This window comes from Pseudomonas sp. Z003-0.4C(8344-21), assembly GCF_900104975.1.
GTDB classification, from domain to species: Bacteria; Pseudomonadota; Gammaproteobacteria; order Pseudomonadales; family Pseudomonadaceae; genus Aquipseudomonas; species Aquipseudomonas granadensis.
In genome coordinates, this window is sequence record NZ_LT629756.1 from 3,520,952 (window position 1) to 3,534,861 (window position 13,910).

Annotated in this window: 20 protein-coding genes; 11 read left to right on the top strand and 9 right to left on the bottom strand. The window is 56.4% G+C overall.

The window, feature by feature from the left end; translation table 11 throughout:
- Window positions 1-9: 9 nt before the first annotated feature.
- On the top strand, window positions 10-612 hold the full coding sequence (locus BLU24_RS15985) for a TetR/AcrR family transcriptional regulator (RefSeq protein ID WP_093101806.1): 603 nt from the start codon (window positions 10-12) through the stop codon (window positions 610-612).
- Window positions 613-691: 79 nt separating this feature from the next.
- Here the strand turns inward: BLU24_RS15985 and BLU24_RS15990 are convergent, their stop codons facing one another.
- Complete coding sequence (locus BLU24_RS15990; RefSeq protein ID WP_093101807.1) at window positions 692-1,240, bottom strand: nuclear transport factor 2 family protein; 549 nt, start codon at window positions 1,238-1,240, stop codon at window positions 692-694.
- Window positions 1,241-1,304: 64 nt separating this feature from the next.
- On the bottom strand, window positions 1,305-1,730 hold the full coding sequence (locus tag BLU24_RS15995) for a MarR family winged helix-turn-helix transcriptional regulator (RefSeq protein WP_231990160.1): 426 nt from the start codon (window positions 1,728-1,730) through the stop codon (window positions 1,305-1,307).
- A 166-nt stretch (window positions 1,731-1,896) separates the two neighbouring features.
- Between BLU24_RS15995 and BLU24_RS16000 the strand changes: the two genes are divergently transcribed.
- Window positions 1,897-2,526, top strand: coding sequence for a glutathione S-transferase family protein (locus BLU24_RS16000; protein ID WP_093101809.1), 630 nt, complete (start codon window positions 1,897-1,899; stop codon window positions 2,524-2,526).
- A 268-nt stretch (window positions 2,527-2,794) separates the two neighbouring features.
- Window positions 2,795-3,676 carry an NmrA family NAD(P)-binding protein gene (locus BLU24_RS16005; protein WP_093106737.1) on the top strand — a complete coding sequence of 294 codons (882 nt, stop codon included), beginning with the start codon at window positions 2,795-2,797 and terminating at the stop codon, window positions 3,674-3,676.
- 478 nt (window positions 3,677-4,154) lie between these two features.
- On the opposite strand, the gene BLU24_RS28025 is transcribed toward BLU24_RS16005, so the two are convergent.
- Window positions 4,155-4,313 carry a hypothetical protein gene (locus tag BLU24_RS28025; RefSeq protein ID WP_231990161.1) on the bottom strand — a complete coding sequence of 53 codons (159 nt, stop codon included), beginning with the start codon at window positions 4,311-4,313 and terminating at the stop codon, window positions 4,155-4,157.
- Window positions 4,314-4,608: 295 nt separating this feature from the next.
- Between BLU24_RS28025 and BLU24_RS16015 the strand changes: the two genes are divergently transcribed.
- A complete protein-coding gene (locus tag BLU24_RS16015; RefSeq protein WP_231990229.1) occupies window positions 4,609-4,743 on the top strand; it encodes a KTSC domain-containing protein in 135 nt (44 codons plus the stop codon).
- A 138-nt stretch (window positions 4,744-4,881) separates the two neighbouring features.
- On the opposite strand, the gene BLU24_RS16020 is transcribed toward BLU24_RS16015, so the two are convergent.
- From BLU24_RS16020 to BLU24_RS16045, 6 genes are all read right to left on the bottom strand, one after another.
- Window positions 4,882-5,214: a phage holin family protein gene (locus tag BLU24_RS16020; RefSeq protein WP_008080174.1), complete on the bottom strand. Its 333-nt coding sequence runs from the start codon at window positions 5,212-5,214 to the stop codon at window positions 4,882-4,884.
- Between the two features lie 529 nt (window positions 5,215-5,743).
- Window positions 5,744-6,103 (bottom strand): PA0613 family protein, encoded by a 360-nt coding sequence (locus BLU24_RS16025; RefSeq protein ID WP_093101811.1) that lies wholly within the window; start codon window positions 6,101-6,103, stop codon window positions 5,744-5,746.
- A complete protein-coding gene (locus BLU24_RS16030) occupies window positions 6,096-8,315 on the bottom strand; it encodes a VapE domain-containing protein (protein WP_093101812.1) in 2,220 nt (739 codons plus the stop codon). Before BLU24_RS16030 ends, BLU24_RS16025 begins: the two co-directional genes overlap by 8 nt.
- Window positions 8,305-8,529 carry a TraR/DksA family transcriptional regulator gene (locus BLU24_RS16035; protein WP_008080171.1) on the bottom strand — a complete coding sequence of 75 codons (225 nt, stop codon included), beginning with the start codon at window positions 8,527-8,529 and terminating at the stop codon, window positions 8,305-8,307. Before BLU24_RS16035 ends, BLU24_RS16030 begins: the two co-directional genes overlap by 11 nt.
- Window positions 8,522-9,040, bottom strand: coding sequence for a phage regulatory CII family protein (locus tag BLU24_RS16040; protein WP_009049401.1), 519 nt, complete (start codon window positions 9,038-9,040; stop codon window positions 8,522-8,524). The genes BLU24_RS16035 and BLU24_RS16040 overlap by 8 nt, the downstream gene beginning before the upstream one ends.
- Window positions 9,041-9,359: 319 nt before the next feature.
- Window positions 9,360-9,611, bottom strand: a complete 252-nt coding sequence (locus BLU24_RS16045; protein ID WP_081500541.1) for a transcriptional regulator — start codon at window positions 9,609-9,611, stop codon at window positions 9,360-9,362.
- Window positions 9,612-9,712: 101 nt separating this feature from the next.
- On the opposite strand from BLU24_RS16045, the gene BLU24_RS27890 reads away from it, so the two are divergent.
- The 7 genes from BLU24_RS27890 (at window position 9,713) to BLU24_RS16085 (ending at window position 13,853) form a co-directional block, all read left to right on the top strand.
- Window positions 9,713-10,474 carry a S24 family peptidase gene (locus tag BLU24_RS27890; protein ID WP_093106741.1) on the top strand — a complete coding sequence of 254 codons (762 nt, stop codon included), beginning with the start codon at window positions 9,713-9,715 and terminating at the stop codon, window positions 10,472-10,474.
- Window positions 10,475-10,727: 253 nt separating this feature from the next.
- Window positions 10,728-11,318 (top strand): hypothetical protein, encoded by a 591-nt coding sequence (locus tag BLU24_RS16055; protein WP_093101813.1) that lies wholly within the window; start codon window positions 10,728-10,730, stop codon window positions 11,316-11,318.
- Between the two features lie 9 nt (window positions 11,319-11,327).
- On the top strand, window positions 11,328-11,609 hold the full coding sequence (locus BLU24_RS16060; protein WP_008086765.1) for a phage antirepressor KilAC domain-containing protein: 282 nt from the start codon (window positions 11,328-11,330) through the stop codon (window positions 11,607-11,609).
- Window positions 11,610-11,767: 158 nt separating this feature from the next.
- Entirely contained in the window at window positions 11,768-12,133 is a 366-nt protein-coding gene (locus BLU24_RS16070) for a pyocin activator PrtN family protein (protein ID WP_093101815.1), read from the top strand.
- 11 nt (window positions 12,134-12,144) lie between these two features.
- On the top strand, window positions 12,145-12,618 hold the full coding sequence (locus BLU24_RS16075; protein ID WP_093101816.1) for a hypothetical protein: 474 nt from the start codon (window positions 12,145-12,147) through the stop codon (window positions 12,616-12,618).
- The gene (locus tag BLU24_RS16080; RefSeq protein WP_093101817.1) at window positions 12,615-12,821 is read left to right on the top strand and encodes a DUF4224 domain-containing protein; all 207 of its coding nucleotides are present in this window, start codon (window positions 12,615-12,617) and stop codon (window positions 12,819-12,821) included. The genes BLU24_RS16075 and BLU24_RS16080 overlap by 4 nt, the downstream gene beginning before the upstream one ends.
- Window positions 12,822-13,853: a site-specific integrase gene (locus BLU24_RS16085; protein ID WP_093101818.1), complete on the top strand. Its 1,032-nt coding sequence runs from the start codon at window positions 12,822-12,824 to the stop codon at window positions 13,851-13,853.
- Window positions 13,854-13,910 lie beyond the last annotated feature (57 nt).

A 13,910-nucleotide genomic window follows, 5' to 3' on the forward strand; every position in this document is an offset into this window, starting at 1 on the left:
AGCAATTTCATGAAAGTGACGAAAGACCAGGCCGCAGCCAACAAAGAAGCCATCCTTACTGCAGCGTCACGGCTGTATCGGGAAAAAGGCATCGACGGAATTGGTATCGGCGAGCTCTCGCGCTCAGTTGGACTGACCCATGGCGGATTCTACGGACAGTTTCCGGGCGGCAAGGAACAGCTCGCGTCAGAAGCGGTCAGCCGGACATTTGAATCAAATATTCAGGATTGGCAGAATGCCAAATCTATTCCTGAGCTCGTCAAGACGTACCTGACACAAGCGCATCTGGATAACTGGACCGAGGGTTGTCCGATTCCTGCATTAGGTGCGGATGTCGCGCGTACCGGTGGCACGGTCAGCAGCTCCTTCACCAGAGGCGTCGAGCATTTGATCGATACCCTGATGGCGTTGGTCGAAGGCGCAAATCATGAAGAAAAGTACCAAGAGTCACTACGCATCCTTTCATCGATCACCGGGGCGATGCTCATTGCCAGAGCGCTGGATAGCCCTGAACTGTCTGAGCAGTTTCTACAATCGGTCATTAATGCCTGGCCTGTCACTCCCACAAAAAAAGAGCGGGCTGCTAAGCGCCGCTCAAAGGATGAAGACTGACTTACTGTTAGCAAGGGCTTCGCTATTCCGAATATGTGTGGAACGCCCCCCTTTCATTTCTACTCGACGATGGCAGGTCTTACGCTTGCTTTAATTGGGGCATGTACTTGGCAAGTTGAGCAGCATCAGTAATCGGTGGGTTAAGCCTCATGTTGATGGCTGAACCACCTATGAACCGCTCGAAGACTTTCCAGCCGTGTTCAGTTCGACGCAAGCGATCCATCATTGGCGAGTAGAGCCAGATGGCAGGCAAATCATCGGGGCTATCGATGGCTTGGCCATCTCCCAGTATCGCGGCCGACTCTGGCGTCGCGTAGCGCACCAGCAGATTCTGATAGCGCACCACGACGCCGTCTTCATCCGCATCGACAATGTGGTTGGTGGCGTGTCGGCTGACGCCAGGAATCAGATACGGATAGTCCTTCTTGAAGAACTGGCGAATCTCATCGTGGCCACGAATGGTGCCATGGAAGTGGTACGCGACGGCGTCCGGTAGAAAAGCATCGACCATTGCCTCCACATCCCAAGTCTCGAACCACCAATTGAGCCTGTTCACGAAGTCGATCGCACTGATTCGCTCCGCTGGATTGACAGCGCTCTGGGACGGAACTCTTGGAAAAGCTTTCATGAGTACTTCCTCATTTCTGGGTAAGAATCATATGTGCAGTTACACACCAAACACGCAAAAAAATTTATTCGCCACCGGCCTGCTGAAGAAGCGAGTTACGAATCAGAACTGCTGCGACCCCGCCGATTTGATCCTCACGCTCACGCTGCGCGGCTTTCCAATAGGGCTCGGCCTCCGCCAACTTCGCTCGTCCTTGCGCAGACAGCGTGAGCCTGATGGCAGAACGCGGCCCTTCGGCATGGCTAGCGACATAACCTTCGTTCTGCAGTGGCTTCAGTGCCCGAACCAACGTAGTTCGCTCCATGACCATTACCTCAGCCAATTCGGCGATCAGAATCCCGGGGTGCTCATTGATCAACGCAAGAGTAGAAAACTGCGAGGCAGTGAGACCCGCAGCAGACAGATGCCGATCGTAGAGGCGGGTCAGCAGACGCGCATGGCGTCTGGCGGCGAGGCAATGACAAAGGTCGGCGCCATGGGGGCTTTTCATGACGACCATCATATGTGTAAATACACACCAGTCAAGTACAAATTGAGGCACTGAGGCTGTGCTCGGCGCCGACGAAATTCTGAGAGGTCAGCAAAATTGCTGAAACCGTAATACGTAGTCCTTCGTGGATGCATTCGCGTAACCAATTTTACGAGGTTAGAATTTTATGTCTGAGATACGGGAGCTTTATGGCGCATCAACGGGGAACAGTGTGCGAGCTGCAATCGCCTTGACTGAGGCGGGCATAGAATTTACCCCGAGGTGCCTTGACCTTCTCTCTGGCGATCAGCGTGCCCCAGAATATCTGGCGCTTAACCCGTTAGGTAAGGCTCCGACATTTGTAAATCACAGCGTCTCACCTCCCCTTGTAATCAATCAGTCAAATGGCATTATTCAGTATGCTGACGAACACGCCCCTGGTCGGCTGTCGCCCAGAGGGCCGAGTGCTCAACGGTACCGGGTCTACGACCGGTTTTATTTCTTCGTCACGGATGTTATCGCGCCAAGCCACGCTGCTTTTTTTCTGCGCCAGATAGGGCAGCAAGATGCATCTGCACCATTAAGCCGACGAGCGTTGGAACATCTGATGACGGCAGAGGCATTTCTCGAGGGCGGGTACATAGCGGGCGATGCCTTTTCAATGGCCGATATTTCTGCGTTTACTTTTGCAAGATCGGTGCGCGACCAAATTCATTGGGAGAAGTTGCCCCGCATGGCACGCTGGCTGGCGTTGATAGAGGCCCGACCTGCAGTGAAGCTGGGCATGCAGGCATTTGAATCCAAGCCGTCATCGTGAAAATGATCCATCAACCCGCCGACTTTGTATTCGGACCCTCGTTAGGCGTGCGGTGTACTCATTCCGGTGGTTGCCAGCCCTCTCGTCAGATTGCTGACGTCCCTCCAGTCCCCGCCTACACTGCCTACCCCCTCTAAAACTTACGTTCTGAATTCCCTAGAGCTAAAGAACTCGTTGACAAAGATGATAGCTATCATATAACCATATTGCAGCCATCATGCGAACCATGGCCATTATGCAGTCGAAAACCAAAAGAGAGAGAAGATCGATGACAAGCCCCACCATACTCGTTACCGGCGCCAGTGGTTTTACCGGCCGGAGAACCGTTGAAATACTGCGCCAGAAAAAACACGCGGTACGTGCGCTCGTCCGCACGAACGATGATCGAGCGGCCAAACTGCGCCAATTGGGCGCCGAAGTTGTGGTCGCGGACCTGCTGGACTTGAACGCTGTTCGAGCAGCGCTTGAAGGCATCAAGCGAGCTTATTTCGTTTACCCAATCGCACCTGGCTTGATTGAAGCGACTGCCTACTTCGCTCTCGCTGCTAAAGAAGCCGGGGTAGAGTCAGTTGTAAACATGTCTCAAATTTCCGCACGTCGCGTTGCCAAAAGTCACGCGGCCCTTAATCACTACACCGCAGAACGAGTGTTTGACTGGTCGGGGCTGGACATGACGCACTTGCGACCGACGTACTTTGCACAGTGGTTGATATACCCGCATTGGCGTAAACATATCGTTGAACACGGCGAGATTCGCCTCCCCTTTGGCTCAGGTCGTCATGCCCCGATTGCAGCAGAGGATCAGGCGCGGCTCATCGCTGCCATATTGCAAAACCCGCAGCCTCACAAAGGCAAGACGTATCCGCTTCACGGTCCGGTCGAAATGAACCAGCATGCCGTGGCTGACGAAGTCGGTAAAGTATTGGATCGGGAGATCAAGTACGTCGCGATAACACTGGATCAGTACCGCAAGGAAATGCAAAGCGATGGCCTACAGCCTTTCCTCATTCAGCATCTGCTGGAAGTTGCCAAGGACTACCAGCACGGCGTGTTCGAGGGCGAGGATTTCATCATTGGTGAAGTCACCGGACAGCCACCGATGACTGTTCAAGCGTTTGTAAACTTGCACAAGGAGCTATTTAACAGATAAGCCTGGTCGCTTGGCGGCAAATAGCCAGTGTTTGGTCGGTTGTTGTTCGTCGCGCAACGGGTTGCAATCGGCTGAGGCTGCGCAATAAGGGGTTCAATGCGACAGGCGACCAGACCGAATTTCGAATCGCGCGTCACGCTCAAATCCATATTTTCAGATACATATCAGATGCAAACTACGCGCGTGCCTTGCAATTTAGACGAACAGCTTTCTTCACTCGCAGCAGTCAATTGCATCTCCACTTCCCAAGGATTCGATAAGACGGCGCGTTGCCGCGCCGGCCGGAGCGACAGGCTCATTAGTGAATGATTGAGCGATGTGCTTTTTCAATGCGGCCTTCTGCACAAAGACTGGAGTCTCCCCTTGCGCAGGATCAGCGGGCGGCGGCGCAGCCATGTTAGTCGGCTCGTATTGAGCTGCGACGTGGCTGCAACATCGCCCTGAAGCCGATCCTGTTGTGGCGAGCAGCGACGGCAGCCTAGTTCGGCTCGGTGGTGTCGCGGATCAACGCTTCGGTGGCCAGCACGTCGACCTGCTTGCCGTTGGGGGACAGGACCAGTCGACGGCTCTCCTTGAGCCAGGTGATGTAACTCGATGACCCGCCGATGGCACGGCGAAGTCGCTCTTGGACAGGCACGTGGCTGCGGTCATAAGCCCTCCTTTTCAGCGGTTTTCAATGAGTCCTTTCAGATTTCAATGATTGAAATTTCAGTAAGCTGGCGGGACTCCCTCTAACACAATCCCGCGGGTTTCCGACCCCGTGTCCTTTGAAAGTCCCCAGGGTCCCCGGCACTTTTGTGCGGAGGGCTGCAAATCCATGACTCTCTACTAGTATTTGCAGACGCTTTTTCAAATGGAGAGATGGCATGGAAATGATTGCCGTGCGTTCCGATGCAATCACCGCCGTTGGCTACGATCCAAGCACGAAACGGATGAGGATCTGTTTTCAACAAGGCCACACTTACGACTTCTGCAACGTCCCCCTAGACGTATATAACGGGTTGATAGCGGCTGTATCCAAGGGTTCGTATTACAACCAGCACATACGTGATCGTTATCAGTGCTGAGTGATGTCTTGCACTTGGAAAGACGGACATCCCTGCGAAGGTTTCAGCTAGAGAGATTCCGCGAGTTCGATAACCCGTGTAGGGGGCGGCCTTCAGGGAGGACCCGTAAAAATCGGCGCCCTCCCGGGCCTGCCCGGCTCATGCCTTCGGCTCGGCCTCGCTCAGGTCCAGCCGCTTGGCCACCCAGCGCTCGTACAAGCCGATGGCGACATCGGCGCCGGCCATCGCAGTCAGGCAACCGAGGGCGCCGGCTGTCCAGATCGACAGGCCCGCACCGAACAGCAACATCATCGCTGACACGCCGCACACGATGCAGGCACCGGACCGAAGTGCGAGGCGGCGCAACAATGCCCAGCCTCTCGCCCCGTCCTTGTCGGCGCGCCACATCTCGCCGGACACACCGCCAACCAATGACAGGGCAATCACCAACCAGATCGGCATCTCTGCCAGTGCCTGTTGCTCGTTCGTCATTGCCCTGCCCCTTAAACAAAAAGACCCGGCGCAATGGCCGGGTCAGGTGGTGGGTGGCCTGCCGCGCTTTGCGGTCGCACCCATCGAAGATGGCCCCTTTTTACAGGTCGATTCTGGTGGCAGCAAGGCCGTTTTAATGCCATCCAGTGAATGTGTGGGTTACGCCCGGTGAACAGCTGGCGAATGTCGGTGAATATCTATCCCGGCTGTCTTTTGCTTTTCTGGCGTCCCATGCGTCCCACCTCTCTAAAACAAGGTGGGACGTCTGAAAGCCCCGTAGATTGGGGCTTAGCCCCACCGTCCTACTTTTAACTCTCCTTTCTCGTGTATAGAGAGAATATTTAAAAACACGCGTGCGCGTGAACACGCGCATTGATGCCCGCTACGCATACACGGGCGGGAGGCATGAAAAAGGTGGGACGGTGGGACAGCCCAACAACGACGGGGCCTGCGCCCGTCCCACCACCGCAAAAAGCAGTGGGACGGAGGCAGGCCAGTGGGACGGCGTGAGCCAGAGTAATGCCCACGTTCAAGCCGCTTCCCCCAAGAGGAAGTGCTCGACCACGATGTGAGCGTCATGCAGGCGCTGGTAGTAAAGGTTGCGTGTGCAGCCACTCTCGGCCAGACGCGCAGTCAAAGGCGCATCAGGCTGGAAGTAATGCACCTGCACCACCGTCTTCAACTCGGGATCGAGGCGTTTCTTGACGATACGCTCGATGTCCAGAGAGGCTTCCAGCGGCACCCTGCTCCCACGCCTGCCGCGCACGAGCTGGCCACCGCTCTCCATCATCATGGCGACCATATTGCCGCCCGAGTAACCGGCGGCCACCTCGTCGCTGTGCAGCTCCTGCGCCCATTGTTTGAGAGCCATATCGATCGCTTTAATCATCGAAGCACGGCTCCTCAAACTCCGGTTGTTCCAGCACAGGCGCCCTGCCCCAACCATCCGGTTTCTTGTAGGCCCAGGGCCGCTGGCCGCTCTTGCTCAAGGCGCCCAAACGGAAACGTCGCCAGCCCAGTCGATGGAGGATCGCTCCCACGCGCATCTGCTCGGGTTTGCCCCAATGACCGGGATCGAGCTTGAGCGCCTGACTCATCACTTCACTGCCGGTAGTGGTCTCGCCGATCTGCGACTCTTCGAGCCAGGTCAGGATGGGCGTTTCCCATTCGTCCACCACAAAGCGTTCGTCCTGTTCCTCGCTGAACATCGGCGCTTCCTCTCGCGTTACCCACCAGAGATCGCCGGCCTCAAAGCAAAACATCGCTTCGGCCCACAGCTGGTCGCGGATCTCGCGCAGCAACGCCACGTCGACCTTGGTACATGCCACCGGCCAATAACGGCGGTTACCAGTGGCGTCCTTGAGGTACTCGTCCTGGTTGGTGGTACCGACGAAAACACACTGGCGTGGCACGTCCAATGTTCTGCGGCCATAGCTTTCGCGGTAGGTGTCGGTGGACGCCGAGAAGAACTGCTTAGCCTTGGTACTCTCAGCCTTGTTAAAGCTGTCCAGCTCGCCGAGCTCGACAATCCACTTACCGCGAATCGCCTGAAAGCCATCCTTGTCACCGAGGGCAAACGGCGTGTCCATGAACCACTCACCGCCGAGCACGCTCATGGCGGTCGACTTACCGGCGCCCTGCACGCCTTCGAGGATCATCACCGAGTCAGCCTTGCAGCCGGGCTTCATCACCCGCGCCACGGCCGAGATCATCCAGCGCTTGCCGACCTTGGAGGTGTAATCCGTTGCCTTCACCCCCATGACATCCGTCAGCCAACGCTCCAGGCGCGGCACACGATCCCATTCGAGTTTCTTCAGGTACTCACGCACCGGGTGAAATGCGTGATCGTGGGCCACGACACTGACGGCCTCAATCACGTGCGAGGACTTCACGCGCAGGTTGTACTGCTGCGCGAGCCATTTCATCACGCGCACATCATCGATGTCGGCCCACTCGCCGGTGCCACCGCCATAAGGCGCCGCACGCAGCTTGACGATCTTCGAGCTGAAGGCGCAGTAGCTGATCACCCCGGCCCAGCGTTCGTCGTGAGCCAGGATCAGTTCGACATTCTGCATGTGCGCGATCAAGGCGCCGCTTTCACTGCGAGCCAACTGATCTTTCCAGCCACCGGCTGCCGGTGGGCGGACCACCGCGAGGACTTGTCGGCGAACCGCGTCGAGGCCTTCGGCGACGTGCAGATCGTTGAAGTCGGTCCACTTGTCGTGACGTTCAATCGAGAAGATCGGCGCAACGACCTGGGCACCGACGATCAGCGCGGCGTTGCTAGCCTTCTCCTCACCCGGGTTCCACGCATCGCCGTTGGGCTTGGTGGTCTTCCAGTCGTCATCGCGGCAGATGATCAGCGGGCAACCGGCGAAGCGCTCGCGCATGACCTTGCACACGGCCAACAGGTTGCCCGCATCGAAGGCTACGGCCACAGCGAGCGAGGTCGCCATGTGCAGGCTGGCGCCGGTGGCGTAACCTTCACAAACCAGCACCGGTTCGCCCGGTACTGGGTGCGGACCGAGCAGGTGGAAAGTGCCCTCCTTTGCCATCCCGTAAGGCCAGTAGGATTTGTCGCGGCCGGTGTCTTCCTGCTTGTTTGGAAAGATCACCTGAAGGCCCATGATCTGATCACGGGCATTGTTCATCGGCACCAGTACCGCACCGGTGCGCGGCGCGTAACGCACTTTGATACCAACGATCTGCTTACGGTCCAGGTAGTCGCTTCGGCCGGTGGTCGGCATGCGCTCGAACAAACCCTGCGCCCTTTTCGCGGCCCGCCGCGCAGCGTTACTCGCGATTTCGGCAGCGCGGCGCTTAGCTTCTTCTTGGCGGGCGCGCATCACTTCACGCTCTTCAGGCGACATGCGGCCGGCCTTGACCTTGATCTTCTGCGTCTCGCCCGAACGCCAGTCACCGAAGGCGCCAAAGATCAGGGTGTCGCCCTTCTCCGTGCGCTGCTCGTGGACCACGTACCAGCCGTTCTTTTCCTTGCCCTTGTCCTGCGATGTCTTGCAGCGGGTCAGCTTGCCGAACACCAGCGGTTGCGCTGGCTCCAGACCGTAATCGGCGAATTGCCCCAACACCTCATCGAGCATGCTGAATCCCCCGCTCAGAAAGGGACTGGCAGCTGATGCATTGCGAGCAACCCGGCTGGGCCAGTCGGCGTGCTTCCGGAATCGGATCGTCACAGGCTTCACAGAACAGCAAAGAATGGGCAGCGCTTTCTGCTTTGGCAGCGCTGCGCGCAGCCATGGCCTGATCGATGCGTTCCTGCACCAGATCATTGGCGAAATCGGCGATGTCAGCCACGATCAGCGCCTCGCGTCGTCTGGTTGACGTAGGTGGCGCGGTTGAACAAACCCAGCAGCCCTTGGATGCCCCGGAACACCTGCAGGCGAATCGCGGCGAGTTCCTGATCGGTGACGACACCGTCGCCGATGCTCTTGGCCCAGGTCTCGGCGAGATCCGCGACTTGGCGGAAGTATTCGGCGATGCCGGTGGTGAGAGTCTCGGGCATGTCGTTGGTATAGGTGTCGGCTAGCTCCTGCCAGATCGTGTCACCGACCAGCGCATGCACAGCATCGAGAATGCGGCGATCCTTGGTCAGTTCGAGGATCTCACCAAACTCCTGAATGTTGATGGAGTGGCTCGGGTGGGTTGGCGACAGCTTGTGCTGCAGCGTGGTCGGGTTGCGGCCAGTGGTGGCTGCGATGGCAGCAGCGCCGCCCGGGTAATCGCGAGCGGCGTGGTACAGCGCTAAATCGAGCGGCAGGATTTCCCGCTGCGCCCGTTCCAGAGAACTCAGAGCGATACGGCTCATGGCATTAATCCTAAAAGTTGCCAGTGCCGCGCGACAGAAGTTGGTGATACATTTGCCGCGTGGTCTGGAGAGGCCCAAAGCCGGCTAGGTTCGTAAGACCAACACCGGCACCGTGCCGGGACGAACAATCCGTTGTTCACCCCTGGCGCAACAGCTGCCAGCTCTGTGGTAAGAACGGCAGCAACACCAAGGCTTCCGAGCCTTGGAAACGCGATGAAAGTCGACGGCATGTGGTGTGCTCGCCTTCTGACATCACGACCCGATAGCATTGTGGTGATGCTGTCGGGAGAAACTGGGCGACCCTTGGGTCGCCTTTTTTCTATGCAGCGTTTTCTACTCTGTGATTAGCTGGTGCCTGTGTTCGCAGATATTGCCAATCAATGTCTGGCCTTAACGACTCACACGTCACACGACTGCCGCTATGCCGATCAATCGAAATGGATAAAGCTGCGTTCGCTCGACGATTGCCATAAGCAACCTGCTTTAATTGGCCGACTGAGGTATTACATCGAGAGGCAAAGGTCTTGAGCTGTACGTCGTCTAGGATCTTTATGTATTCGAGAAGCGTCATTGCTAACCCCCTATTCAACACAAGATTAGCAACTGCTAATCCGGTCCGCAATAGCAAAACGTAATTTACATTTTGCTAACGGAGCACGGATGATTCCCTATATGAATATCTACGAAAAACGCCTCACGATTCTTAAAGCCCTGATTGGTGAAAACCAACTCAAGGACTTTGCCGGAGCGCATGCAGATGTGGACGCTTCGTACATTTCTCAGATCCTAAACGGGCACCGGACATTGGGTGACCGAGCTGCCACGAACCTTGCAAAAAAGCTCGCAATTCCTGCTGATTTGCTTACGACGGGAACCTACTCCGCCGAAGACCAGCATCAAATCACCGCCGCTTGGATCGCTCTTGGCCTGAAGCCTCCAGTTTTGCCCCACCCCGCGTTCTTCAATGCAACCATCAACGAAACCGCCCTTAGAACAGCTGAAGAGCGGGAAGCAAGCGAGCACCGGCGCCCTGCTCCAGTACCCGTAGTGGGAAAGGCTATGTTGGGTACTGATGGCTACTTCGACGCACTTGAATATCCTCCAGGTCATGGCGATGGATATTTGGAAATTATCAGTTCCGATCCCGATGCGTATGGCTTGAAAGTCGTGGGAAGCAGCATGCATCCACGCATCAAAAACGGAGAGTTTGTGCTCATTGAACCGAATCATGCTTATCAGACTGGCGATGAGGTCCTCGTGCGGACCACCGATGGTAGGGCAATGGTGAAAGAGTTCATTTATCGCCGGGACGGTCAACTCCGGTTCGATAGCATTAACGACAGCTACCCTCCTATCTTCCTGGAGGAAAAGCTCGTCGAGAAAATCCAGTACGTAGGGGCTATCTTAAAGCCGTCAAAGTACCTTGAGATCTGAAATTTAGCATTTGCTATTGCGAAATGAATTAGCTGTTGCTAATTTGCACTCACTCTTTAACCACAGAGCGAGGCAAATTCATGCATACCAAAGCTACGATTCATTTGCACCCAACCATTGCTGACCCCTGCCGCATTTTCGAGGTTCGTCGTCTGGCCCGAGAATGTGGCTGCGCTTTTATTAGCATCCAAACCTCCAAAAAACGTCGCCCTCCTGCCAAGTGTTTCGACCCAAACGGTGGAGGGCACGCGGCATGATCAAGTACAAGATCGACAACCGCACCCTGCAGCTGCTCAACGCCCAGGTCAACCTGACCGAGACCTTCAACCATGTCCTGCGCACAGCACCGAAGCGTGAATGCCTGGCATTCCGTCTCAAGGCTGAGCGCGGCGCAGTGGTAAGCACTTTTGTCGTGGAGCTGGGCAGCGAACGCCACACGCTGACCCTGCCAAACGACAAGAAGATGCACCTCAAACTGGCAGACTTTATTGAAGAGATTGCCAACGGTCCGTTCGACGCGAGCAACTCCAGCGATCTGGTGCATCTCCCACATGCGGATCGTCAATACGGTCGCTTTGAAGCCCAGGACAAGCAGCGCTTGTTCGAACTGGTGCACACCGGCGGCGTGCTGAGCCTCGACATGGGTTTTGAACTTCCCCTGCATGTGGCGCTGCATCGTACTCATACACGCCGCGGCGTCACCGCGATCTTGAGCATCGGCAACAAGAGTCCGCATACGCGCTGCTTCACCTTGTATGACTCCGATGCCGAGATCTACGCAGAGGTCATTGAGTCCATTAATCACCTTGCTGCAGCGGCCACTCCAGCTGCGCACGCAGCATAGGAGAGAGATATGGAACGCACCCTCGCCCAAGCAGCCACACAACTCGGCCTCACTCGTCCCAAACTGATCGCTCTCATGCGGGAAAAAGGCTTGCTCAAGGGAAACCTGCCAGCGAACCCGAAGCGCGACAAAGCGTACCTGCGTGTCAAGGACAGCCCCTGGTATGACGAAAAATGCGGAATGCAGTACAGCCAATCGACCCGCGTCATGCAAGCCGGCATCCGCTGGCTGGCCGAGCAGTTGGACATCGATCTTCCTGCCATCCCAGCAGATCGCCGTGACGTGGCCTAGGGAGTACGCCCGCCAGATCGTTGCCATGCGCACACGCGAGGAGCGCAACGCCGCGCTCCTCGAAGTGCCCGAACATCTGCGCGAGCTGACCAGACGCCACTGCCTGAATGCCTGGAACCACCCGGCACGACAACAACGCAAGGAGCCTAGACAAGGCCATGAGTAACGCTGCACAGAATCCGCTTCGCCTGCATCCGGCGCCCGAATCGGCCACCGTCGAACTGCTCTATCGAATCTTCGGTGACGTCCTGATCCCGCTAGAAAAAGTCCGCGAGCAATACTTTCGCAATCTCAACGAGCAGTCGTTTGTGACGGAGATCAACAGCGGCCGGATCCAGCTTCCCATAACCACGCTGGACACCAGCCGCAAGGCGTTGAAGTACGCGCACATCCGCCATGTTGCCTCGCTGATCGACATCCGCGCCTACAAGGCTGATGAAGATATGCAGCGACAGCAGGACGGCCAACGCCAAACGGCCCCCACACCACTGACGGCTGTCACCACCAGCCAACGACAACCTTAGGAGCACACCACATGATGACCCCAATACAAATCGGTGCACTGATCATCCTGATAGCTCTGGCCGCCCTGCTGCTCTGGGGCGGTTACATCATAGGCCGCAGCGATGGCCTGGAGACCGGCCTGCGCGAGGGTAAAGACATCCAACGCGCCGCAAGCGCCAAAACCATCCGCGAGCTTCGAGCCTCCCTGCAGTTCATCCGGGCCGATCACACTCGCTTGGCACAAACCTGCAAACGACTTGAAGCAGCCCCCCTCTTCGGCCCGGCCGAGCACCAGACGCTGGTCGCCATCGGCGAGTTGCTGCGGATCGCCGCCGAAACCTTCAGCGCCTTCCGTACCGGCAAGAAGCTCGAGCGTGATGCCCGATCTATGCGCGAACAGGTACTTGCAATGGCTGCGCAGCTGCAACCAGGAATCGAGGGCAGCAAAGTCGCACAGCAAGCGCATTCGAAGCGCTCTGTATTTCCTGGCAAGGAGGCGGCATGAACATTCAATTTCTTAGCCATGAGCAGGTCTGCGAGTTGACTGGAGCCAAAACTAAAGCTGGTCAGATTACTGTACTGAAGCGTAATGGCATTCGTCACACCATCAAGCGCAACGGCTGGCCCTGCGTGATTGCCTCGGCGCTAACAGGGGTAACTACAAACGCACCAGAAGTTCCGACGTGGCAGCCACGCTTGGTGGGATAAATGGGGCGAAGACCAACAAAGCCGGGAAGCATTCCTCGCCTGCGCGAGAGAAAACGCGGCAACACCACCTACTACCTTTATGACACTGGCGGGAAACCACGCAAGGAAATCCCGCTGGGTACAGATTACGGCCTAGCCATCTTGGAGTACGCAAAGCTCGAAAAAAGCCGCGTTTCTCAAACTCTGACACAAACCGTACTTACCTTTGCATACGTGGCCGAGCTTTATATGAATGAGGTGGTTCCCACGAAAGCCCATGCCACCCAAAAGGACAACGCGCGCGAACTGAAAAATCTTCTCCTGTTCTTCAACGACCCACCGGCCCCTCTAGAAGCAATCGAACCGAAACATGTCAGCCAGTACCTTCGTCATCGCGGTAAGGCAGCTCCTATTCGTGCAAATCGGGAAAAAGCGTTACTCAGCTCCATTTGGAACTTCGCTCGCGAGAACGGCTACACATCCTTGGCAAATCCTTGCTCAGGCGTGAAGGGTAATAAAGAAACCGGTCGCGACATATATGTTGAAGACGAAGTCCTTGCCCGAGCCTACCAGCATGCCGATCAACCATTAAGAGATGCTTTGGACCTGTTCTATCTAACAGGCCAGAGGGTCGCTGACACATTGAAGATGGATGAGCGCGACATAAACGACGGAAAGCTCTCCGTCCAGCAAGGCAAAACTGGGGCTAAACGAAGGATCGAAATCATTGGTGAGCTCAAAGTCGTAATAGATCGAATCATGGCGCGAAAGGCCGGACAGAAAATCAGATCAACACGCCTGGTAGTGATCGACTCTGGGCAGCCGATGACGGCCAGCATGCTCAGAAAAAGGTTCGATGACGCCAGGGAAGCAGCCGGGATTCCAAAAGCAGAATTTCAGATGCGCGACCTACGAGCAAAAGCGGCCACGGATAAAGAGGAGTCAACAGGGAGCATCAGAGAAGCACGAGACCAACTTGGGCACACCACCGTAGGGATGACAGAACAGTACATCCGTATGCGAAAGGGCATGAAGGTCACCCCTACGAGGTGACTAACGGTCACGAATTGCGGAAAAGATTTTTTGATTGCGGAAAAAAGAACTAAGGGC